Source organism: Rhodopila sp. (genome assembly GCF_965277165.1).
In the GTDB taxonomy this organism is placed as follows: Bacteria; Pseudomonadota; Alphaproteobacteria; order Acetobacterales; family Acetobacteraceae; genus Rhodopila.
This window is the reverse complement of sequence record NZ_CBDICE010000006.1, coordinates 1,651,593-1,674,393: the sequence shown is the minus strand read 5'-3', so window position 1 is coordinate 1,674,393 and position 22,801 is coordinate 1,651,593. Positions and strand designations below refer to the sequence as shown.

Genomic DNA, 22,801 nt, shown 5'->3' with positions numbered 1-22,801 from the left:
TGTGCGCGCTCAAGTGCCGGTCACATATTTCGACAGCACCGCCATGGCGCGACCCGGCAGTCCCAGCCGAGGCACATCGTCCGCCGCCAGCAGCGGAACATCGAGATGCGGCACGCCGTCGCCGGTCAGGGTCAGTTGGCCGACCGTGTCGCCCTTGCCGACCGGGGCAGTCAGCGGCGCATCATAGCTGAGCTTGACGGAGGCCTTCTTGCGCCAGTTGCGCGGCATCGTAACGGTCAGGTCGCGACCCGCCACCACTGGTACGGCTGGCTGAGTACCGAGCCAGACCGGGACGTGTTCGATGACGTCGCCGGCACTGAACAGCATGACATCCTCGAAATTGAAAAACCCCCAGTCCATCAGACGCTCGGATTCCTCGGCGCGTTGATGCATCGATTCCAGGCCGTTCAGCACCAGGATCAGGCGGCGGCCGTTGCGCTTCGAACTGGCGACGAGGCCGTAACCGCCGGCTTCGGTATGGCCGGTCTTCAAGCCGTCCGCGGTGCCTTTCTGCACCATCGGATTGCGGTTGCCCTGCTCGATACCGTCATAGCGGAAGGTTTTCTCGGCATCGTAATGGTAGTATTCCGGGAAGTCGCGGATGATATGACCGGCGAGGGTGGCGATGTCACGGCAGCTCATGTGCTGTTCGGGGTCGGGCCAGCCGGTGCAGTTCTTGTAGAACGTATGCGTCAGCCCGAGTTGCTTGGCCTTGGCGTTCATCTGTTCGACGAATTGTTCCTCCGATCCGCCGATCGCTTCGGCCAGCACGATGGCGGCGTCGTTGCCGGATTGCACGATGACGCCGCGGATCAGGTCCTCCACCTTCACCGATCCGCCGACCGGGACGAACATTTTCGACCCTTGCATGCGCCAGGCTTTTTCGCTCACCGGCAACTCGTCGTCGAGCTTCAATCGACCTTGTTTCAGCCGCTCGTAGACCAGGTAGATGGTCATCAGCTTAGTCATCGAGGATGGCGGCATTTCCTCGTCCGCCTGCTTTTCCAGCAAGCTTGCACCGGTGTTGTAGTCCTGCATATAGGCCCATCGCGCGGTGGTATCGACCGGGCCCAGAGGCGTGTCGGCCGGACTGCCGGCGGCCGGCGCGGGATCGGCCTTGGCTCTGCGGCCGGCATGCCCGGGCGACCGTTTCGGTTGCGCCAGAACCGGTCCCGCTCCGATCAACAGGGCGGATGCCAGCAAGCCAAGACGACGGGTCAGCATCTCGACGGTACCTCCTAATCCACCACGATCCTGGCATCCGGAATGCCGGATGCCAGCGCTTGATCCAATACCGCGTCGGCACGCCCGATGTCGGGCAAGGGGCCGACATCCACCCGGAACCGGCGTGTGCGACCATCCAGCACCGAGACGATCCGAGCGCCGGCGGCGGCCATCTTGGCACGCTGCACCGCTGCGTAGTGATATTCGTCGAAGCTATCCAGCCGTACCATCAACCTCCCCGGCCGCGCCGCCGTCTGGCCGACGGTTTCGGGCAGCCGCAGTGGCGGCGCGGGGGTCTGAAACTCCGCCGCGGCAACCACCTGGGTTGCGGGCAATGCCTGCCGGTCGCTCTGGCGTACGCCGGGCGGGGGTGCCAGTTCGGCGACCTCGAACCCGCCGCGCGGGGCCGCGGTCAGCGCCAGCCTGGGGGCGCCGGGCAGTGCGTCTACCGCCGCATGGCTTTCGGTGGGCAGCACACGCAGGCGCACGCGGGTGAGACCGTTCATCGGCATTTCGAGCAGTTGGGCGGTGCGTCGGGTAATTTCGACCAGGCGGTGCGGGTCACCCGAGCCGCGGTCGTTCAGCCGGATGGTCACCTCGCGGCCGTTTTCCAGATTGGTCAGGCGCGCAATGGCCGGGAGCTGGATCGTGGGGTGGGCCGCCGCCAGCGCGGTCTGGTCGAACACCTCTCCGTCGCTGGTCAGCCGAGCGGGCCCGTCCTTCAGCACACTGGCCAGACCGGTTTCGTCAAGATCGAACGCTTCGTCCGGATAGTACCAATGATGTTGGGCCTGATATGGCTTCCCAAGCACATAGTGAGGGTCCGGATGCAACGCCGGGGGCATGCTACAGCATGACCCGGCCAGGGTTAAGGCAAGCGCGGCCACCGCGCACAGGCTCTGTGGAATAAATCGTGGCGGCCCCATCCGGTCGCTGACGGGGCCCGACGTCACGTCAACACCTGATCGCCGATCAGGCCGACAGCGATGGCGTAGAAGTCGGATGGATTGTAGCGTCGGATCGCTGTGAAATTGCCGAACACGGCGAATACCTCGCCACCCGGGCCATCCGGTGCGATCAGCCCGGCCGGGGTGTCCGACGTCGCCACCCAGCGTCCGCCGACCGGTCGGACGCCGGCCCGCGCCCATTCCGCCAACGGGCGCCTGGCATCCCGTCCGGGCGCGTCCAGGCCCGGCGGCACGCTAACCGCCTGGCCCCAGCTCTGCCCCGGACGCCAGCCCGATTGTGCCAGATAGTTGGCGATCGAGGCCAGTACATCGGGCCGGCTGGTCCAGATGTCGCGCCTGCCGTTGCCCTCGAAATCGACCGCGTAGCGCAGATAGCTGGTCGGCATGAACTGCGGCTGACCCATCGCGCCGGCATAGGATCCGGTCATTCCGTTGGGTGCGACATCGCCGTGGTCGAGGATTTTCAGCGCCGCCATCAATTCACCGCGGAAGAAGCTGGCGCGCCTGCCCTGCCAGGCCAGCGTGGCCAGCGCCTCGACCACCCGGAAATCGCCGGTGCCGGTGCCGAAACTGGATTCAAGGCCCCAAATGCCGGCAATAGGGGCGGCATTGACGCCGTAGCGCTGTTCCACGCGCTGGAACAGCATTCGGTTCGCGGCGACCGCCTGGCGGCCGGCGATAATGCGCTTTTGGGTAATAACCAAGCCGCGATAGCGCGCCCAGGTCAGCGTGAACTCGGGCTGATGTTGGTCGCGATCCAGCACTTTCTGGTTCGGCGCGACACCGGCGAAGGCGCTGTCCAGCGTGGCCGGCCGGATGCCCGCCCGGCTTGCCTCGGCCCTTACGCTGTTGAGAAAGCCGCGGAAACCATCGACGGGGTTTGCCAGGGCGGGTGCCGACGTTAGCGCGGGAACAGCGCTCGCCAGCAGAAATCGGCGGGTCGGCATGGGGCGGGTCGGCATGGGGCGGTTCCTGCCATGCCGACCCGCGCCGGAGCAATCGGATTCAGCGGATCATCGGCAGTTCAAGATAGGTATGGTGTGCCGGTGGCGAGGTCTGGGTCCACTCCAGAGTGGTGGCACCCTCGCCCCAGTAGTTGTCGGCGACGTGTTCCTTGGACGTGAACGTGCGGAAACAGACATAGAGGAACACGACCGTTGCCAGCCCGCTGATAAAGGCACCGATCGAGGACACGAAATTCCAGCCGGCGAACGCCGCCGGATAGTCGGGGTAACGCCGCGGCATGCCGGCCAGTCCGAGGAAGTGCTGCGGGAAGAAGGTCAGGTTGACGCCGATGAAGGTGAGCCAGAAATGCACCTTGCCCCAGAATTCCGGATACTGGTGGCCGGAGATCTTGCCGATCCAGAAGTAGAAGCCGGCGAAGATGCCGAACACCGCGCCCAGCGACAGCACGTAGTGGAAGTGGGCGACGACGTAATAGGTGTTGTGCAGCACCTCATCGATGCCGGCGTTAGCCAGTACCACGCCGGTCACGCCGCCGATGGTGAACACGAAGATGAAGCCGATCGCCCACAGCATCGGGGTCTTCAGCTCGATGGAACCGCCCCACATCGTTGCGATCCACGAGAACACCTTGATGCCGGTCGGCACCGCGATGATCAACGTGGCGGCCATGAAATAGGCACGTGTATCGACATCGATGCCGGAGACGAACATGTGGTGCGCCCAGACCACAAAGCCGACCACGCCGATGGCGATCATCGCGTAAACCATGCCGAGATAGCCGAAGATCGGTTTCCGGCTGAACGTCGAGACCACGTGGCTGACGATCCCGAACGCCGGCAGGATCATGATGTAGACCTCGGGGTGGCCGAAGAACCAGAACAGGTGCTGGAACAGTACCGGGTCGCCGCCGCCGGTGGGGTCGAAGAACGCGGTGCCGAAATTGCGGTCGCAGATCAGCATGGTGATGGCGCCGGCCAGCACCGGGATCGCCAGCACCAGCAGGAAGGCGGTGACCAGTTCGCTCCAGATGAACAGCGGCATCTTGTGCAGCGTCATGCCGGGGGCGCGCATGTTGAAGATGGTGACGATAAAGTTCATCGCCCCCAGCAGCGACGAAATGCCGGCGAGGTGCAGCGCGAACAACGTGCAGTCCATGCCGATGCCGGTCTCGTAGGTAGACAACGACAACGGTGGATACAGCGTCCAGCCGGTGCCGGATTCGCCCAAGAACAGGCCGATCATGATCAGCACGAACGCCGGCGGCAACAGCCAGAAGCTGATGTTGTTCAGCCGCGGAAACGCCATGTCCGGGGCACCGATCATCAGCGGAATGAACCAGTTGCCGAAGCCACCGATCAGCGCCGGCATGACCGTGAAGAAGATCATGATCAGTCCGTGCGCGGTGACGATGGTGTTCCATTCCTGGCCGGAAGTGACGATGTCGTTGTGCGGATGAATCAACTGTGCACGCATGATCATCGACAGGATGCCGCCGACCAGGCCGGCGGTGACCGCGAACATCAGGTAAAGCGAGCCGATGTCCTTGTGGTTGGTACTGAACAGCCAGCGCTCTGCGAAGCCCGGGGTGTGGCCGTGATGATCGTCGTGCTCGTGGTCGTGGGTAGTAGCTGACACGCGTTGTTCTCCGGCGGGCGTTCTTAGGGGAAACAGCCTAGTCGCGACCAAGGGTTCATACAGTCCGGATTCACCGCTGCCCGCATCTTTCCGCTGGTTTTAGGCATTGCCGGCGCAGCCAGAACGTTCTTAGCCGCCATGTTGTGGCGCGGGATGGATCGAGATGCAACAGCACAATTCGCGCCGGCGGTGCCGGAGCGGCGAGCCGGGTTGATCGGGTCGCGCTCGGCGAGCGATCGCGGCGGCGCCATCGGTGCGGCGCCATGGGAGTGGTCATAATGCCGCCACCTGAGCCCGAGCGGCCGAGCGGCAAGTCATCGCGTGCAGAGGGCTTTGTGAGCAGCGGATTGACCGCGCCCAGCGGTGTCCGGCAGACTCCACATCGGCCGGCCGCGGACCGGCGCCATGAATAGGCCACGCACGATGAAATTCGGCTTCTGCATCATGTCCGATATCGACGAGATCGGATTCTTCAGTTTCATCGAAAACCTGAACTACGATTCGGCCTGGGTCGCCGACAGCCAGATGATGTACTCCGACGTCTATGCGGTCTGCACCCTGGCGGCGCAGACGACCAAGCGGCTGCGCATCGGGCCCGGCACCGCGATCTGCGGCACCCGCATCCCGCCGGTGCACGTGGCGGCGATGGCGACGCTGAACCGGATGGCCCCCGGGCGGGTGTTCCTGGGCATCGGCACCGGCAACACCGCAATGCGGACGATGGGCCAGAAGCCGATGAAAATCGCCGCCTTCGCGGACTATCTGCGGGTGCTGACCGGCCTGCTCGATGGCAAGGTCATGGACTACGCCTTCGAGGGCCGGTCACGGCCGGTGAAAATGCTGCGCCACGACACCCGGTTCATCAACCTGCAGCCGAAAATTCCGGTCTATGTCTCGGGTTTTGGTCCGCGCGCGATGGCTTTGGCCGGCGAGTATGGGGATGGCCTGGTGTTCGCGATCCCGCCGCGCGGCGTAGCGGTCCAGGATGCGCTGGGCCATGTCCGCCAGGGCGCCGCGAGGACTGGTCGCGATATCGGGGGGTTCCGCAATGCCACCCTGACCAACGTGGCGCTGCTGCTGCCGGGGGAGGCACCGGACTCCGACCGGTTGAAGCGCTCGATCGGGCCGAACGTGATGGCGAGCGTGTATTACTTCTACGACATGGTTCAAGAGACCGGAATCGAGCCGCCGGATTTCCTGCGTCGCATCTGGAAGCCATATTGCGCCCTGGTCGAGCAGACCCCGCCCGAACATCGGCATTTCCGCACCCACGAGTTTCATTACACCGATCTGCATCCAGGCGAGGCGGAATTGATCGATGAGCAACTGATCAGGGATACCTGCCTGGTGGGAACCCCCGATGAACTGATTGAACAGATCCGCGCGCTGGAGCGCGACGGTTTGCAGGAGATGGTGTTTGCCGTTGGCAACGAAACGAAATGGCGGCTGGCCGAGGCATTCGCGCGAACGGTGATGGCGCGGCTATAGCGCCCACGTTACAGCTCCGTCATGTCAGGTCGGGTCCACTGTGGTGCCATGAGGCTGGATTTGGCGAGCCTCCACGGGCGACAATTGACGGGTGGCTGGCGCATCCGTATAAGCCGCCGCTCCCGCGGGTCGCCTGAACAGGCGCACCCGTTGGCGGGCATGAAAGGGCCACACTGGCGGGAGTTCCCCCAGCCGGCGCGGCCACAGGTTCTCGGAGAGCAGTCGTGAAGCGCACCTATCAACCGTCCAAGCTGGTCCGCAAGCGTCGGCATGGATTTCGCGCCCGGATGGAGACGGTGGGCGGTCGCAAGGTGCTGGCAAACCGCCGCGCCAAGGGCCGCAAGAAACTGTCCGCCTGACGCGCGAAGTGCTGGTGTGCTGCCATGCCAGCCCAGCATCCGCCACCAACTGGGGCAAAGCCTGGCCGGTTGAAGCGACGCCCCGAGTTCTTGCGGGTGGCGGCGTCGGGCAACAAGGCCGCTATCGGCGGAGTGGTGTTGCAAGTGCGAACCCGGCAGGATACCGACCCGGCCCGGCTGGGCTTCACCGTCAGCAAGAAGGTCGGCAACGCAGTGGTCCGCAATCGCACTCGGCGGCGCCTGAAGGAGGCCGCCCGCCTGTTGCTCGCCGTACGCCCGGTCGCGGGTGTCGACCTGGTGCTGATCGGGCGCGCCAGCACGCGCCACCGTAGTTTCGCCACCCTGCAGGCTGATATTAGACGCGCCCTGGATCGGACCGGAGCATGACACAGCCGGCCAAGGCCGCCGCGCTGCGGGCAGGTGCGGCCGCTGTCGCGATTGGGATGGTTCGGACCTATCAATGGACGCTGCGCCCGGTGATCGGATCGCACTGCCGGTTCTGGCCGAGTTGCAGCGAATATGCCGTGGAGGCATTGCGCATGCACGGCGCGGCGCGCGGAACGGCACTGGCGGCACGGCGTATCCTGCGCTGCAACCCCTGGCATGAAGGGGGCATCGATCCGGTGCCCGGGGTTGACCCGACCGTGGGCCGTTGCCAAACGGCGGTTGGCCAGAACGGGCGCGGCCCAGACGGGCTTTGCCGGAAGGGGCTTTAATGGACCAGAGACGGCTGTTCCTGGCGATCGCGGTATCGCTGGCGATTTTGCTGGGTTTCCAGATGCTGATCGCGCCGCATCTGCGCAAGCCGCTGCCCCAGCGAATCGCCCAGACCACCCAGACCACGGAGCCGACGGCGACTCCGGCCCAAGGCGCCCCCGGCGCGGTCGTGCCGCCTGCCCCGGCCGCCGAACCGAGCAACGTGCCCCGGGTCAAGATCGATGCGCCGCGGGTGCAGGGTTCGCTCAATCTGCTGGGCGCCAAGCTGGACGATCTGGTGCTGAAGGACTACCGCGAGACGATCAGTCCGGACTCGCCTCTGGTGCGGCTGCTGGAACCGCGGTCGCAGAACCATCCGTACTACATCCAGTACGGCTGGACGGGCGGCCCTGGCGCGAACATCAAGCTGCCCGGCGACACCACCGTCTGGGCCGCGTCGTCGGGGATGCTGGCACCAGGAAGGCCGGTCACCTTGTCGTGGGACAACGGCGCCGGGCTGACCTTCCAGATCGTTCTATCGATTGACGACAACTACATGTTCACGGTTGACCAGACCGTGAAGAACGCCACCGGACAGCCGGTGAAGCTGTTTCCCTGGTCGCGTATCCGCCGCGACTACAAGCCCGAGGTGGCCGGCTATTATGTTCTGTTTGAAGGCTTGCTCGGCGAGGTGGGCGGAACCTTGCAGGAAACCTCCTACGACAAGACCAAGTCCGAGGGCGAAAAGAACCACGACATCGCTTACGACTCCACCACCAACGGCGGTTGGGCCGGCATTACCGACAAATACTGGCTGACATCGCTGGTTCCCGACCAGCTCGTGCCATCGAAAGTCAATTTCCGCTACATCGGGGACCACGGCAACCATTATCAGGTCGATTACATCTCGACCGACCCGTTGACCGCGCCGGCCAACGGCGACGTCACGACGGTGAGCCACGTGTTCGCCGGCGCCAAGGTGTTCTCGATCCTGCACGACTACGAAGTCGGCCTTCACATTCCGCGTTTCGACTATGCGGTCGATTGGGGATGGTTCTGGTTCCTGACCCGCCCGATCTTCATCGCGATCGACTGGCTGAACAGCCTGATCGGCAATTTCGGCGTGGCCATCATGGTGTTCACCGTGTTCGTCAAGGCGCTTTTCTTTCCGCTGGCGAACTATTCCTACCGCTCGATGAGCAAGATGAAACTGTTGGCGCCGAAGATGACAGCTCTGCGCGAGCGGTTGAAGGATGATCCGCAAAAGATGCAGCAGGAGATGATGGGCCTGTATCGGGCGGAGAAGGTCAATCCGGCGTCCGGCTGTCTGCCGATGGTGGTGCAAATCCCGGTGTTCTTCTCGCTGTATAAAGTGATCTTCGTCACCATCGAGATGCGCCAGGCGCCGTTCTTCGGCTGGATCCACGACCTGTCGCAGATCGATCCGACCAACGTTTTCAACCTGTTTGGTCTGCTACCGTTCAACCCGGCCGCCTACGTGCCTCTGCTGCATATCGGCGCCTGGCCGCTGATCATGGGCTGCACCATGTTTGCCCAACAGAAGATGAACCCGCCGCCGCCGGATCCGATGCAGGCCAGGCTGTTTCAGTTCATGCCGATCATTTTCACCTTCATGATGGCGAAGTTCCCAGCCGGCCTGATCATCTACTGGAGCTGGAACAACACGCTGTCGGTGGCCCAGCAATGGCTGATCCAGCGCCGCACCCGGCTGGCCAAGCCATCGCTGGCCCGAACTTGATCGACCAGCAGACGCTCCAGCAGGCCGAAGCGGCGGCGCTGGAAACCGGGCGCTTGCTGTTCGCGGCCGAGTGCCGGTTCTTCTTCGGCGCCCAGAAGCTGGATCAGTTGCCACCGCCGTCGGGCACCGAGATCGCTTTCGCCGGCCGCTCGAATGTCGGCAAATCCTCGCTGCTGAACGCGCTGACCGGACGCAATTCGCTAGCCAGGACCTCGTCGGAACCGGGGCGCACGCGGCAGCTCAATTTCTTCGACTTGGGCGGCAGGCTGACCTTGGTCGATATGCCGGGGTACGGCTACGCGCGGGCCTCCAGGGACGTCAAGGCCGACTGGCAGGGCATGATGTTCGACTATCTGCGCGGCCGGCCGACGCTGCGCCGGGTGATGCTGCTGATGGATGCCCGCATCGAGTTCAAGCAAGCCGACCACGACGTGATGGAGCTGCTGGACCGCGCCGCGGTGACGTTCCAACTGATTCTGACCAAGATCGACAGCGTCAAGCCCGCCGCGCTGTTACCAAAAATCCATGCCACCCAGGCGCTGGCCCGCTCGCATGCGGCGGCCTTCCCGCGCATACTGACCACCAGCAGCGAAACCGGCGACGGCATCGAAGCGCTGAGGGCAGAACTGGCGTCGCTAGTGGGCTATTGAGCGCGGCTACGCCACTCGACGCTTGAAGCCGACGGTTCGGCGCAATCGAGGGGACATCATCATGGCAAAACGCTCCACCCCTGCTCCTGATCCCGATAGGATCTCCGAGGCGCTGGTCGATATCGCCGAAATGCTGCTGAGCGATTACTTCTTCGACCCCGACAACGAGCAGCTCTACAAGCAAAAGTTGTCGGAGGGTCGCCGCAACGGGGTCGGCACCACGGTGCTGGAACTGCAAACCATCGAGCTTGCCGACGGCGCCTGCGAGCTGCAGATCGAGGCGCTGAAAACCTGGACCCAGTTCCGTGTGACGATGTCCCATCCAGCGTTCACCGCCACGGTGGATGGGTCCTGGAGTTTCGAGATCGAGGAACTGAGGCAGACACGGGTCAGCCGGACCGGTGACCCCGAGATTATCGAGACGGCGATTGACGCGCTGATCGAGGAACTCGATGACGCCGGCATCGACGATGAGGAGTTCGCCGATCTGATGGCGGCCCTGGGCGACGACGACGACGATGTGCCGCTGATCGGTGACGACCCATCCGAACCGCCACCGGCGACAGCGCTCGACCGCAACCGGGTAAAGGCGATCGCCAAGCGCATCGCCCGCACGAAAAACGCCGACGTCAATCTGGAAGACCGTGCCTGGCTGGAGCAGACGCCGCAGGCCTTGCCGGTGGTCACCGACGCGTTGGTCAGCGCGGCGTCGGCCGCCAAGCGCGACGACGCCCTGGTGCTTGCCTACCAGTCGATGCTGGCATCGCAGCTCGAATTCGTGCGCTACCGGCAGGACCGCGGATGGAGCTGGGCCGACGACATGCTCGAGGCGTTTGGCCAGCGGTTGATCGCGTTGGGTGATCAAGCAGCGATACCGCAGGATGACTGGTTCAAGATGTGCAGCGCGCTGACCCAGGCTCGCGTGCCGGTCTCCAAGCCGCTGCAGGCGGCGCTGGCCGATGCCGGATTCAAACCCGACGAGGATCGCGGTCCGCCCGAACAGATGCTGGAGACGTTGCGCGGGTTCATGGACGAACTCTCCAAGATGGTATCCTCGCCGTTCGAGGTGATCCATTCGTTGCAGACCGCCGGGGCGATGCTGCCGACGATGCTGCGTCAGTTCATGGCCACCGAACTGGCGCTGTCGCCGCATGCCGTGCTGCGCGACGCGGTGCCGATCATGCTGCTGGACGAGGACGCCGAGGTGCGACACGGCGCCTCCGCCGCACTGGAACAGACCGCGCGGCCGGACACCATGTCGCCGGATGCATTGCGTCGGGCGATTGCCGTGCGCAACTGGATACCGGCCGCCGATCGGCCGCCGCTCGATGCGATGGTCCGCAAGGCCAGGTTGGGCGGAGTCGAGACCGGTGCGTGGCCGAGCGCGATCCCCGATCTGGAATTCTATGCCTCGACGATCGATGGGTCGGGCGCACAGAGCCTGCTGGTGGCCAGCCGGGCCGGGAAGAAGGGATTTTTCGGCGGTGTACTTGTGCGTCACGGCACCGGCGTGGTGGACACCTGGGCCGACCCCGACGTGTCGCGCGGCAAGATCGCCAAGCTGATGCGCGAGGCCCAGATGTCGGCCCCGCACGTTCGGGTTGACAAGACATTCGTCGACACCCTGGTGCAGCACGGCATCGGCACCGCGGTCGAGCGCAACGCCGTTCCCCCGGCGTTACTGCTGGACATGGCCGAGTTGCTGGGCGGGACCGAGTGGAAGGATCGCCGGCTCGATATCAGGGCCGAGGCGGACAGACTGTTCGACCTGCTGGACCCGCACGATCGCTCGCCGGCGGGGATCGCCGAAGGGTTCGCCAGCGGCGTGACGTGGATGGCCGAGGACGACGTGTTCACCAGTTGGTACGAAGATGGACCGCTTGTGCAGCAGGCGTTGGCGAAGCTGCCGCGCACCGATCAGGCCGGGATGGCCGCTGCGGTGATAACCGAGATACTGCCGGATAAGCGCACCGAATGGGCCGAACGGTTCCTGATGATGGCGCTGTGGCTGCAGGCATCAGGTGAGGCCAGGCAGCGCGGCAGGGCGCGCGATATGGTGCTGGTGGCGCATGCCCTGGTCGAGGACCAGCCGCTGGAGACGGTCCCGATCATGGCTGTCATCGCCGCGCAAACCGTTCGCGCCACGCTGCTGGGGGCGTGGTAGAAGCAGCCGGTCTGGCGCCCCCGCTTGACCCAACCGCGTCGGCCCTGGACAGTCGCTCAACACGAACGTGGTCGGCCTGACCCATCCGGCATACCTGACCCATTCGGCATAACTGCCTCGGCATGACCTGCTGGGCATGACCACGCGGGAGACACGCCATGGCGGCACGCACAGGGGCGCAATATCTGGCTGGCCTGCGGGCCCGCCAGACCGAGGTCTGGCTGCGCGGCGAACGTGTCACCGATGTCACGACCCATCCGGGTCTGGCCGGCGGCGCGCGGGCGATCGCATCGCTGTATGACCTTCAATCGGACCCCGCGCAGCGCGATGCAATGACCTTTGACTGCGCCGAGGCAGGCGATCGGATTGGGTTGTCGTTCATCATCCCCCGTACGCGCGAGGATCTTGAACGCCGGCGGGTGATGATGCTGAATTGGGCGCGCACGACCTGCGGCATGATGGGCCGCTCACCCGACTTCATGAACGTGACCTTCGCCTGCTGGGCCGGATCGGCAGACTATTTCGGCCGCGCCAAGCCGGAATACGCCGAAAACATGCGCCGATATCATCGTTATATCGCCGAGAATGACCTTGTGCTGACGCACGCGCTGATCAACCTGCAGCGCAGCCGCAATGTCAGCGGAATGTTCAACCTGCAGCAGGGCACCGCGCTTCAGGTGGTGAAGGAGACCTCGGCCGGCATCGTCGTGCGCGGCGCTCGGGTATTGGCAACGCTTGGCCCGTTGGCTGACGAGATCGCGGTGTATTCGCCGCGCGTGGCGCAGCACCTCGAGCAGTACAGCCCGTTCGCGTTGAACTTCGCCATCCCCTGCGACACGCCAGGGCTGCGCTTTCTGTGCCGCGACAGCTTCGACCAGGAAAAGTCGCATTTCGATCATCCATTGGGGTCGCGCTTCGAGGAAATGGACAGCATCGTATTCTTCGACGACGTGGTGGTGCCGTGGGAGCGGATTTTCATCAATGGCGATGTCGGGCTGCTGAACGGCACCGCGTCTATCACCCATTCCTCGGCGCATACCGCGCACCAGGGCTGTGCCAAGAACCTGGCGAAATGCGAGTTGGTGCTGGGCGTGGCGTTGCTGATCACCGAGACTTTGGGGAACGGACATCTGCCGCACGCCGAGGAGCGGATCGGCGAACTGGTGATGTATGCAGAACTGATGCGAGCCTGCATGCGCGCCGCCGAGGCGGATGCCGAGCTGGACGAATGGGGCATCATGTGCCCTGCCCCGCTGCCGGCCGAGACGACGCGCAACCTGTTCATGACCGCCTATCCGAAGATGGTGGAGATCTTGCAGCTTCTGGGGTCGTCCAGCCTGATGATCCTGCCCACCGAGGCGGATATGGCCGGCCCGCTGGCGGGGCACATCGAGCAGTATCTGGCGACCGATCATTCCACCGCGCGGGACCGGGTGAAGCTGTTCCACCTGGCATGGGATATCGCCTGCAGTTCGTTCGGCAACCGCCAGGTGCTGTATGAACGCTTCTTCGCCAGCGACCCGTTGACCCGTGCGCGGGCACTGGCGGCGATGTTTCCGAAGCAGCAGGTGACGGATCGGGTGCGAGACTTCCTGGGACGGGATTGATCGGGGGAGCGGGTAATTGTCGTAGCCGGGCTGGTCGGCAGATTCGCCGATGCGGCCTGAAAGTTTGAGGAATGTCTTCAGCGACGCAACGCTACGCCGAAATCCACTCATCCTCCCGCTGGACCACTTTCTCCAGCAGATGCAGCACGTCGCTGCCGGTCGTCGCCCGCGGGCCGGCGGAATGCGTATCCGCCAGCAGCGGCAACAGCGGGTCGGCGACCGAAGCTGATACCTGCCCGCTGCAGCCCATCGACCAATCCGGGAAGCTGCGCCGTTCGGTCGGGGTGAAGCTCAGTACCGTCAGGTCGGCGTGGCGAGGGTCGCCGCTGATGCGTTCGAACGTGCGCTCAACCACGTCCCGCGGGCCCTCCAGCACCTGGGCGAAGCCCGAAGCGGTGAATAGCAGGGCCCCGGTAATGGCCTCGACCGCGTTGTTGCGACGCGAAGCCTCGAGGATCGCGCGCACTTCCTGTTCCACTGCACCGGCTGAGCCGGCCTGATCGATAACGTTGCGGCTGCAGTAGATCAATCGATAGAGCGATCCGGTCCTGCTTTTCATCGCCTTGGCGCCCTCATTCTGTCGCAGTGTCGGAGTAACGGCTGATGAATTCGTCCACCGCGGCGGCCGCGATCGGGCGGCTCAGCAGGTAGCCTTGGATGTCGGTGCAGCCGTGCGCCCCGACCAGCGCCGCCTGATCCTCGGTCTCCACGCCCTCGGCAATCGTCGTCATGCCGAGACCGGCACCCAGCGTGGCGATTGCCTGGATCATCGCCGCCGCCTCGCGGTTGAAACCCAGCGCGGCGACGAAGCTGCGATCGATCTTGATCTTGTCGAACGGGAACGATCTCAACTGGCTGAGCGACGAATAACCGGTGCCGAAATCATCCATTGCGATGCGGATGCCGCTGGCGCGCAAACCGTGCAGGGTTTCCAGCACATGGGGATCGGTGGATAGCATCGCACCCTCGGTGATCTCCAACTCCAGCCGTTGCGGGGGCAACCCGGAGGAATGCAATGCCGATCGCACGGCGGCAGCCAACCGCCCGCTATCTCCGAGTTGGCGTGGCGAGACGTTGACCGCGACCGAGATCGCGGCGGGCCACCTTGTCGCCTCCTGGCAGGCGGTCTTGAGAACCCATTCGCCCAAGGCGACGATGCAACCGATCTCCTCGGCCACGGGGATGAATGTGGACGGCGACACTTGACCGAGCGTCGGATGCGACCAACGCAGCAAAGCCTCGAAACCGGTCACCCGCTGGGTGCTAACGTTCAATTGCGGCTGGTAAACCAGCGACAATTCGTCCATCGTCAACGCCTTGCGCAGGGCGGTCTCCAGTTCCCGCCGCGCCTGCGCCTGCGCTGCCATCGCCGGGTCGAATAGCCGCCAGGTGCCACCGCCGGCGGATTTTGCGTCATACAGCGCCAACTCGGCGTAGCGCATCAGGTCGTCGGCCGATGCTTCACCGGCTACGAACCCGGCGATGCCGATGCTGGCCCCGATATTGGCGACGTGGCCTTCGACCAGAAACGGACGCGACAGCACCTCGACCATGCGGGCCGCCAGCGGTTCCGCGCGCTCGTCGCTGGCGATCAGGATGACAAACTCGTCCCCGCCCAGCCGCGCCAACAGGTCGTCGGCGCGGATTTCCTGGCGCAGCCGTTTGGCCGCCAGGCACAGCAGCGCATCGCCGATCGGATGTCCCAGCGTGTCGTTGATCGCCTTGAACCGATCGAGATCGATCGTCAGCACGGTGTGCCCATTGGGGTGCCCACCGTCGGAGCAGTCGGTCTCGGCCAGATCCCGCAACACCTGGTTGAAGTGCCGGCGATTGTGCAGTCCGGTCAACGGATCGAGCCAGGCGACACCGCCATCGGCCGCTCCGTTCGGTCCGGCGGTGACCGCCAATCGGCCATCGTCGATGACCAGCATCCAGCGGCCCGAACCGATCGGGCGTAGCTGGATCACCAGGCGATGGTCGCGGCGCAGGGATATCCGCAAGCAGCTTTCCGGTTCGGCGCGATCGCCGGCAATGACGCGGGCCGCGGCGAATGTGGTGATGCCATCGCGCTGGCGAGCGGTCAGGTTGCGCACGCCGGCCAGAATTTCGCCGAGTGGCGGCATGCCCGCGGCCATCAGCGGTGGCACACCGAACAGCCCGGCAATCTGCTCATTCCAGAACAACAGCCGGAGTTCGGCGTCGATCACCGCGACACCCAGCGGCAGCAGCCCGAGAACCTTGTCCGCCAGCCGGCGGTCGGCCCTGGCTCGGGCGACGGAAAGCCCCTGATTCGGCCTGAACGCGGGCCTGCCGCCGGCGACGCGGTCCAGCGGCGGGCCTGCCTGAGCTTCTTGCACCCACCAACTCCTGCTTAACAACGCCGCGACGGCCGCGACCTGGATGGAGGCTATCCCGCCAGCCTTACCGAACCGTTAACGCGACTGTCCCGGCGGGCGAATTTGTCGCCCCCGCAGCGCCCGGTTGGTCCGCTTGACCGATCACGCCGTGCCGCCCTAAAGCCGCTTGATGAGCGAAACACCCACCGAAGTCGGCGCGATCACCGCATCGGCTGAACGACACATCGCCGCGGTCACCGCGGTCGATATCGCCGCGGCAACGGAACAGGCGCATGTGCTTGCCAAGGCGCTGCCGTTCCTGCGCCGCTACGCCGGGGCGACCGTGGTGGTGAAATACGGCGGTCATGCGATGGGCGAGGAGCACCTGGCGAAGCAGTTCGGCAGCGATATCGCGCTGCTGAAGCAGGTCGGCATCAATCCCGTGGTGGTGCATGGCGGCGGTCCGCAGATCAACATGATGTTGAAACGACTGGCCATCCAGTCCACCTTTATCGACGGGCTGCGGGTGACCGACGCGGCGATGGTGGAAGTGGTGGAGATGGTGCTCGCCGGCACGGTCAACAAATACGTCGCCGGGCTGATCACTCAGGCGGGCGCGCTCGCGGTCGGCGTCTGCGGCAAGGACGGCGGGATGATCCGGGCTCGCAAGCTGCAACGCAGCACCCTGGACCCGGACAGCCGGATCGAGCGCGTGCTGGACCTGGGCTTCGTCGGCGAACCGGTCGCGGTCGATGCGCGGGTGATCCACGCGCTGACCGGTGGCGGGCTGGTGCCGGTAATCGCCCCGGTCGGTATCGGCGCCGACGGACAGACCTACAACATCAATGCCGACACCGTCGCGGCGGCGGTGGCCGGGGCGCTGAATGCGACACGTCTGCTGATGCTCACCGACGTGGCCGGGGTGCTTGACCGGAACAAAAACCTGATCCCCTCGCTCAGCCTTGCCCAGGTTGAGCAGCGGATTGCCGACGGCACGATCACCGGGGGCATGATCCCGAAGGTGGAGAATTGCGTCGAAGCGGTGCGCCAGGGCGTCAAGGGCGCGGTCATCCTGGACGGCCGAGTCCCGCACGCCTGTCTGCTGGAACTGTTTACCGAGGCTGGGCCGGGCACGCTGATCAAGCGTTAGTCTGCGTCGGCTACTCGGCGAGCCGGCGCGGCTTCCAGGCTTGCTGCCGGCGCTCCGGCAGGTCGAGAAACGTCAGGTGCCAGTGCATCTCACTTTCCGACAACGGGAAATCACCGTCCGCCGTAGCCCGAAGCACCTGGTCCGGCGGCAGTTGCGCCAGCGCCACCTGCAGAACGGTCGCGGTTTGCACTTTCAGTCCGGCTTTCCACGCCAGGCTGACGATTCCTTTCGCGCTGCGCAAGGCACAGGCGCGATCGATCACCGCGGCCGGGACCTCGGCCCTGGCCGCGAGCATCGCCGCCACCTCGGCGGTTGCATTACGGCCCAGCGCCGACAGGATCGTCTCATCATTGACCCGGCGGGCCGCGTGCAAGTCCCGCACCTTTGCCTGGACCAAGGCCCGGGCTTCGTCCGCCGCGATTTCCGAAGTTGCCCGAGGCCGCGGCGGTTTCAGCACCGAACGCAGCGACTGGGCGATCTTTGGATCAAGGTCGGCGCGGGCAGACAGGGTTTCCAGCAGATGGCCGGACACGATCTCGGCCAGCATGCGCTGGGCGCGTTGCGACAGATACGGCCGGCGAACCAGCGGCCCTTGCCAGTCGGTCTGTTCCTCGGACTGCGCCGCCAACGAGTCCAGGGTGGCCTCGCGGATCTGCGCGGTCGGATTGGCCAGCAGCGCGCCGATCGCGGCGACATCGGCGCTGTCGACGATGGCATCGGACACCGTCTCGGCGATCTCCGGGCGTCGCGCCACCGCCATCACGGTCGAAGCCGGCGGTCGCGTCGCGATCAGCGCCACCAAATCTTCATCGGTCAGCATCGGCGAGAACCGAATCACCGGCTCACACACCATCACCGCCGGGTCGTGCGCCAGCCGCAGGACGATGTCGCGGGGTCCGTCGGGCAGGTCCTTGACCGCCTCGGCGAGGCTGATCCGTACCCGCAGCGCCGCGTCCGCTACCATCGCCGTCAGATTGGCAACCGCGTCGCGCTGCACGCGCTGGCGGTCGGCGTCGCTCAGGTTCGGGGTCAACTTCGACAACTTGCGGCTCAGGATGGTGCGCACCCGAGCGTCGGTATCCTCGGCCAGAATGGCGCTGACACAAGCCGGCAGCGCGGGATTCAACGCCAGGCTCGCCCTTACCGTCACCGACGGGTCGTTGGCCAGCATCCGCAGCACGTCGGGACTGGTGCTGGCCGAGACGCTCTGGCGGACGCGGGTGGCCTCATCCGCGCTCATCAGTCGCCTTCCAGCAGCGACACGCGCCAGTGGCGGCGGCCGCTGCGCTTTACATCGTACATTGCCATATCGGCGCGGCGGGTGAGTTCCTCGATCGACTCGTGGCTGCCGGCCCGGCGGGTGGCAATTCCGACCGAGACTCCCAGCTTGGGGAACGCCTCGGGCAGCAGCGCCTGCAGCTCCTGCGGCGCAGTCTTGCACAGGTAGTCGGCGCGTTCGGCCGCCGTCATGTGATCGGCACCGCTCAACCACACCGCGAATTCGTCGCCGCCCAGCCGAGTGACCAGGTCGAACGGCCGCACCAGCTTGCGCAGAACCTCGGCCAGTTGAACCAGGACCTCGTCGCCGACCCCGTGGCCCAGGCGGTCGTTGACCAGCTTGAACGCGTCCATGTCGACGAACATCAGTGTTCCCGGCTCGGCCTGCCGATCCAGCCTGGCGATCTGGCGGCGCATTTCCTCGAGGAAGGCGCGGCGATTGAGCAGTCCGGTCAGCGGATCGGTCCGCGCCTGCAGGGTCATCTCCCGCTGCAGCGCCTCATGCTCCAGCACCATGCGGACGATGCAGACCGCCGCTCCGGCCAGCGCGATATCCTCCTGATCCCACGGACACGACCCGGCGGCGCGCCAGACCGCCAGCCCGGCCGGCAGATCGGAGCGGATATCGCAGCCGATCGCCAGCACGCTGCGCCCATCGGGGGCGGTGACGCAGCTTGCCTTGCTACCGCCGCTGGCAACGACGTTGGAGGCAACCTGCAGCACATCGGCGGCGCCGGCGCCGCACTCATGCAATAAGCCGATCTCGGAACCCTCGCAGACAGCACCGATGGCCGCGGCGCCTTCGGCGCCCAATGCGTGCACCAGCGCCCCCAAACCGGCGTCCATCATGGCGTCGACTTCGGTTTCTCGCTTCACCTGCATCAGGATGTAGTGCAGCACCTGCCCGCGCCGCAGCCGACCGGCGATCTGCATCGACCCGACATCGGCGTCGGTCATGTCGACGCCGACACCGCGGGCGCCGACGACTTGACCGGCGGCGTCGTAAAGCGGCACCGCCGAGAGGGTCAGCAGGGCTTGTCTGCCGTCGGCACAGCACAGCCAGGCACGGTGGTGGCGGATTTCGACTAATGGGCGGAACGGGTTGATTGTGGCGACCGTTGCATCATCGTCGATCAGGCGTTCGGCGGATTGGCCAATCAGCGAACTCGACGGCCATCCCAGCACGGTGTCGGGGGCGAGGAACACGAAGCGACCCTGGGCATCGGTTTCAAACGCCAGATCGGTCGCCAGACTGACCAGATGCTGCCAGCGCTGGCGGCTTTCCATCAGCGCGTCGCGTACCGGGTCGTGCGTGGCCTTCTGCGGTGAGGCCGTCGCCGGCGGATCGAGAAGCATTTCAGACATGCACGGCGCACCCCGAAGAGGCAGGCCGTGATCTAACAATGAAATGATTAACGAAAGGTTGCCGGCGGGAATTTTGTGCCGTCAGCCGAACAGACCCGACAGCGTGTCGGGTCGGATCGGACGTTCACCGACCCGATTCACATACCGGCCGGCTGTTCAGCCAAGCGACATGCGAGTGCGACCGGCGCGGCGCGGACATCGTTCTCAACCCGGCTAGAGCGCGATCGCGGCTTGGGCGGAACGTTCGTCGTCCGAAGGACACGCTGTCCGCCCGAGGCACGTGAATCGCTCAACAAACAAAGAGTCGGACCAAATCGCAACCGAGGATCGTTTCGTAGTTTGTCAGGCACAATCCCGCAGCGAGGAAACGGCATGGTCGGCGGACTCGATCGGATAGCGTTGGGTGTCTCCGATCAGCACCTCGATAACGGCTTGCCCGGGCTTGATCGGCAACACGGCGTCTCCCGCGGTCCAGCGCCAGATCGCGACGGAGTCGCCTTCGGCCGCCCACCACCCGTCGGTCAGCCTGGGATCGTCCATCGCGATCGTCTCGTGATGCTGGCCGCTTTTGACCATCACCTGGCGCACCATTACGCCCAAGGAACGGCGATCTTCGATCCATGGCCGCAGGACCGACGGTTTCGCGGTCCGCGAGGACAGCCGCACGTCTGCCGTGGTGGCGGGAAGCATGAACGTGTAGCGCCCATCGATCCGACTGAGCGGGGCGATCCGCTTGCCGCCGGCGACGAGGCAAAGTTCCGGGTCGTCTGTCGTCTCGACCGACGCCGCGATCAGTCCGCGTGCCTCGGCTCGCTGCGCGATCGATCGCCAGATCGGCTCCACGCGCGCGGCGTCGCAGACCAGCGGAACGCACGACGCGGCTTCACGCCGGGCCTGGCCGCCCGGTCCGTCGAAGTCCGCGTGCATCAGCAAAGGCAGTCCGGCGTTCTGAAACGAAGCTCGGTTTCCGGTATCGAGGTAGCTTTCGGTCGCCAGCCCCTCGGCCAGCAGCACGTCGTGCGCATCGAGTTCGACATGGAAGTATGTCACCGTCTCGACCTCGTGCGCTTCGACGATCGTGGTGCCGTTGCGCAGCAGTCGGGCGGGTATCAGCTTGCCGTCGATGAAGATCGCATGATCGGGTGAGACCAGCAGGTCATGACGCGGTGCGCCTTCGGCGACGGCATGGGCCTTGATCCGGATCGGGCGAACCGAGTCGGGATCGATATGACGCCGCACCTCGAGGTGGCGCCAGCCGATCCATTTCACCGGGCGCGTCATGCCAGTGGCGAGCAGCACGGTATCGCCTTGTTTCAGATCTTCCACCGCCACGGGTCCGGTCGATGTATCGATCCGGCTGCCGGCCGCGAAGCAGGTCGCCATAATGTCGTTGCCGGCGAAGCTGAAACTCTGGTTCTGGGCAATGACCACATTGAGTATTTCGGCGCTGCCGTCGGCAAGGTTGACGGTCAACTGGTCATGCGAGGGATTGTAGTTGACCGACGAAATCGGCGCCGAGACGTCGATCGTATCGCCGCTGGCAAACAGCGTGATCGGATCCAGGCTGCTGTTGGCCACGCCGGGATCGAAGATCAGCACCGAGTTGGTATCGCCGGGGCTGAATGCGATGACCCCCGAATGACCGCTGATATTGCTGCCGAGCTCGATGGTGCCGCCGTCGCCGATATTCAATGCGGTCGGCGCGGTGGCTATGACGCCATCCAGGGTCAGGAGACTGCCCCCAGAGGCGTCAAAGTTCACCCCGGTTATCCCGGGGCTCTCAGTAACGGAATCGAACGTTACCGTCTGCCCTGAAGCCTCACTGATGGTGGCGCCGCCGGTCACCGATACCGGACTGTAACTGCCCGAGGCGACGGTCGTATTCCCATTGATAATCAGTTCGGCCATGCTGTACCCCCTGAGTTAATACTCGGCCAATTAGACGACGAACCTACCAGCGCTCACCCGGCGAACTTGCCGGCACCAGCCGACAGCGTCATCGTTGCCGTAAACGAAACATTCGCCCGTTGCGGACAGTTTAAGGCCAACTTCACCGCGGACGGAGCAGCGGTCGACTTCGGTGGGTCCGCGATCATCAAAGTGCTCATAAGTTCAAGTCCCTGTCGGCAACTTCGCAAAACTTATTAAGCTGCCGCAACTTGAAGTCAACTAATTATTAATAGCGTAGCCGGGGCTCTTGACGGGGTTGATGTGTGCATCGTTTGACTAATGGTATTTGACTTTCGTTGCTGGTTTTTCAACGTTCTTTGGTCAGTCATTGGTGTCAAAACACTCATTTTCCTTCAGTCCATGATCGAAAGCCCTATTTTTTACGCATGGCGTAGCTTTTATTTGACGATCTTGCCGATGACGTCGGAGTTTCGTATTGATAACGTTATACTCAACCGTGAGGTGTTGTTGCAGCCTGAACGATTTCCGATTTTTTGTTTTGATACATTAACATTGTGCCATTGGAGTCAATTCGATGCCGGCTTCACCCGCTTCACGGCCTTCCGGCGGATTCGGCACGTTCGGCCGACGGGTGCTTCCGCCGCCGGCCTGGAGATATCTTACCGCGAAGACGGCGGCAGACCCCGGCGCGGCAGCCAGGCCACAAACCGCTTGGCGTTGTCGATCGCCTCCTGCTCGACCGCATTGCTGTGGCGCACGTAGTGTTGGGCAAACCCGTCAATGCCCCAGCGCTGATACTGCATTACGTGGGTCAATTCATGCGCCCACACCTTCAAATCGTTCTCGGCGGCACGCTCGTTCTTGAACAAGATGACCTCACCCAACGTGATCGCTGTGGCATCGCCGTAGGAGAACGCCAGCGCTGGCATGGTCAAGGCGTGCGACCCCACGGCGGAAAATCGGCAGGTCCGCAGCAGCGCCGAGGGGAAATATCCCAGCAACGCGCGGTAAATCCCGGCCGGGATGGGCCGTACCCCATCGGCGATCGCCTGCTGGCGTGCATCGCCGATCAGGCCCCCGAGCGTACCGGCGGCGTAATCGAGTAGAGCAGGGGCAATGGCCGGCTGGGCCCGCGCCGGCAGGATCCAGGCGAGACCGGCTAACATGACAGGCCCCGGCGCCGGCAACGGATGGCAGAGCACATAGAGGAAATGTCACCACATGAAGACGTCGAAACCCTGCCGG

General features: G+C 64.6%; 19 protein-coding genes. 9 read left to right on the top strand and 10 right to left on the bottom strand.

All coding sequences use genetic code 11. From position 1 onward, the window contains the following. Positions 1-9 precede the first annotated feature (9 nt). The 4 genes from ACQY4Y_RS19805 to ctaD form a co-directional block, all read right to left on the bottom strand. Complete coding sequence (locus tag ACQY4Y_RS19805; RefSeq protein ID WP_428492303.1) at positions 10-1,224, bottom strand: D-alanyl-D-alanine carboxypeptidase family protein; 1,215 nt, start codon at positions 1,222-1,224, stop codon at positions 10-12. Between the two features lie 14 nt (positions 1,225-1,238). After that, complete coding sequence (locus tag ACQY4Y_RS19800) at positions 1,239-2,036, bottom strand: RlpA-like double-psi beta-barrel domain-containing protein (protein WP_428492302.1); 798 nt, start codon at positions 2,034-2,036, stop codon at positions 1,239-1,241. A 137-nt stretch (positions 2,037-2,173) separates the two neighbouring features. Then, positions 2,174-3,154 (bottom strand): lytic murein transglycosylase, encoded by a 981-nt coding sequence (locus tag ACQY4Y_RS19795; protein ID WP_428492301.1) that lies wholly within the window; start codon positions 3,152-3,154, stop codon positions 2,174-2,176. Between the two features lie 43 nt (positions 3,155-3,197). After that, positions 3,198-4,793 (bottom strand): cytochrome c oxidase subunit I, encoded by a 1,596-nt coding sequence (gene ctaD, locus ACQY4Y_RS19790; protein WP_428492300.1) that lies wholly within the window; start codon positions 4,791-4,793, stop codon positions 3,198-3,200. Positions 4,794-5,198: 405 nt separating this feature from the next. Here ctaD and ACQY4Y_RS19785 point away from each other — a divergent pair, with 405 nt between their 5' ends. The 8 genes from ACQY4Y_RS19785 to hpaB all read left to right on the top strand — a co-directional run bounded on the left by ACQY4Y_RS19785 (position 5,199) and on the right by hpaB (position 13,516). Further along, positions 5,199-6,281: an LLM class flavin-dependent oxidoreductase gene (locus tag ACQY4Y_RS19785; RefSeq protein WP_428492299.1), complete on the top strand. Its 1,083-nt coding sequence runs from the start codon at positions 5,199-5,201 to the stop codon at positions 6,279-6,281. 224 nt (positions 6,282-6,505) lie between these two features. Beyond that, the gene (gene rpmH, locus ACQY4Y_RS19780) at positions 6,506-6,640 is read left to right on the top strand and encodes a 50S ribosomal protein L34 (protein WP_160937070.1); all 135 of its coding nucleotides are present in this window, start codon (positions 6,506-6,508) and stop codon (positions 6,638-6,640) included. Between the two features lie 24 nt (positions 6,641-6,664). After that, positions 6,665-7,027, top strand: coding sequence for a ribonuclease P protein component (rnpA, locus tag ACQY4Y_RS19775; RefSeq protein ID WP_428492298.1), 363 nt, complete (start codon positions 6,665-6,667; stop codon positions 7,025-7,027). Continuing rightward, complete coding sequence (gene yidD / locus ACQY4Y_RS19770; RefSeq protein WP_428492297.1) at positions 7,024-7,356, top strand: membrane protein insertion efficiency factor YidD; 333 nt, start codon at positions 7,024-7,026, stop codon at positions 7,354-7,356. The genes rnpA and yidD overlap by 4 nt, the downstream gene beginning before the upstream one ends. Beyond that, positions 7,356-9,095: a membrane protein insertase YidC gene (yidC, locus tag ACQY4Y_RS19765; RefSeq protein ID WP_428492296.1), complete on the top strand. Its 1,740-nt coding sequence runs from the start codon at positions 7,356-7,358 to the stop codon at positions 9,093-9,095. The genes yidD and yidC overlap by 1 nt, the downstream gene beginning before the upstream one ends. Continuing rightward, entirely contained in the window at positions 9,041-9,745 is a 705-nt protein-coding gene (gene yihA, locus ACQY4Y_RS19760) for a ribosome biogenesis GTP-binding protein YihA/YsxC (protein ID WP_428492295.1), read from the top strand. Before yidC ends, yihA begins: the two co-directional genes overlap by 55 nt. 61 nt (positions 9,746-9,806) lie before the next feature. Then, on the top strand, positions 9,807-11,909 hold the full coding sequence (locus tag ACQY4Y_RS19755) for a hypothetical protein (protein ID WP_428492294.1): 2,103 nt from the start codon (positions 9,807-9,809) through the stop codon (positions 11,907-11,909). A 158-nt stretch (positions 11,910-12,067) separates the two neighbouring features. Then, positions 12,068-13,516 (top strand): 4-hydroxyphenylacetate 3-monooxygenase, oxygenase component, encoded by a 1,449-nt coding sequence (gene hpaB, locus ACQY4Y_RS19750; RefSeq protein WP_428492293.1) that lies wholly within the window; start codon positions 12,068-12,070, stop codon positions 13,514-13,516. 91 nt (positions 13,517-13,607) lie between these two features. Here the strand turns inward: hpaB and ACQY4Y_RS19745 are convergent, their stop codons facing one another. Together ACQY4Y_RS19745 and ACQY4Y_RS19740 are read right to left on the bottom strand one after the other, a co-directional pair. Beyond that, positions 13,608-14,075, bottom strand: coding sequence for a BLUF domain-containing protein (locus ACQY4Y_RS19745; protein ID WP_428492292.1), 468 nt, complete (start codon positions 14,073-14,075; stop codon positions 13,608-13,610). A gap of 13 nt (positions 14,076-14,088) precedes the next feature. After that, on the bottom strand, positions 14,089-15,873 hold the full coding sequence (locus tag ACQY4Y_RS19740) for a putative bifunctional diguanylate cyclase/phosphodiesterase (RefSeq protein ID WP_428492291.1): 1,785 nt from the start codon (positions 15,871-15,873) through the stop codon (positions 14,089-14,091). Positions 15,874-16,042: 169 nt separating this feature from the next. On the opposite strand from ACQY4Y_RS19740, the gene argB reads away from it, so the two are divergent. Beyond that, a complete protein-coding gene (gene argB, locus ACQY4Y_RS19735; protein ID WP_428492290.1) occupies positions 16,043-17,002 on the top strand; it encodes an acetylglutamate kinase in 960 nt (319 codons plus the stop codon). Between the two features lie 10 nt (positions 17,003-17,012). Here argB and ACQY4Y_RS19730 read toward each other — a convergent pair whose 3' ends face one another. The 4 genes from ACQY4Y_RS19730 to ACQY4Y_RS19715 all read right to left on the bottom strand — a co-directional run bounded on the left by ACQY4Y_RS19730 (position 17,013) and on the right by ACQY4Y_RS19715 (position 22,722). After that, positions 17,013-18,242 carry a DUF2336 domain-containing protein gene (locus ACQY4Y_RS19730; protein ID WP_428492289.1) on the bottom strand — a complete coding sequence of 410 codons (1,230 nt, stop codon included), beginning with the start codon at positions 18,240-18,242 and terminating at the stop codon, positions 17,013-17,015. Next, positions 18,242-19,645 carry a diguanylate cyclase gene (locus ACQY4Y_RS19725; protein ID WP_428492288.1) on the bottom strand — a complete coding sequence of 468 codons (1,404 nt, stop codon included), beginning with the start codon at positions 19,643-19,645 and terminating at the stop codon, positions 18,242-18,244. Before ACQY4Y_RS19725 ends, ACQY4Y_RS19730 begins: the two co-directional genes overlap by 1 nt. A gap of 342 nt (positions 19,646-19,987) precedes the next feature. Continuing rightward, entirely contained in the window at positions 19,988-21,553 is a 1,566-nt protein-coding gene (locus tag ACQY4Y_RS19720) for a Hint domain-containing protein (RefSeq protein WP_428492287.1), read from the bottom strand. Between the two features lie 662 nt (positions 21,554-22,215). Continuing rightward, the gene (locus ACQY4Y_RS19715; RefSeq protein WP_428492286.1) at positions 22,216-22,722 is read right to left on the bottom strand and encodes an eCIS core domain-containing protein; all 507 of its coding nucleotides are present in this window, start codon (positions 22,720-22,722) and stop codon (positions 22,216-22,218) included. Positions 22,723-22,801 lie beyond the last annotated feature (79 nt).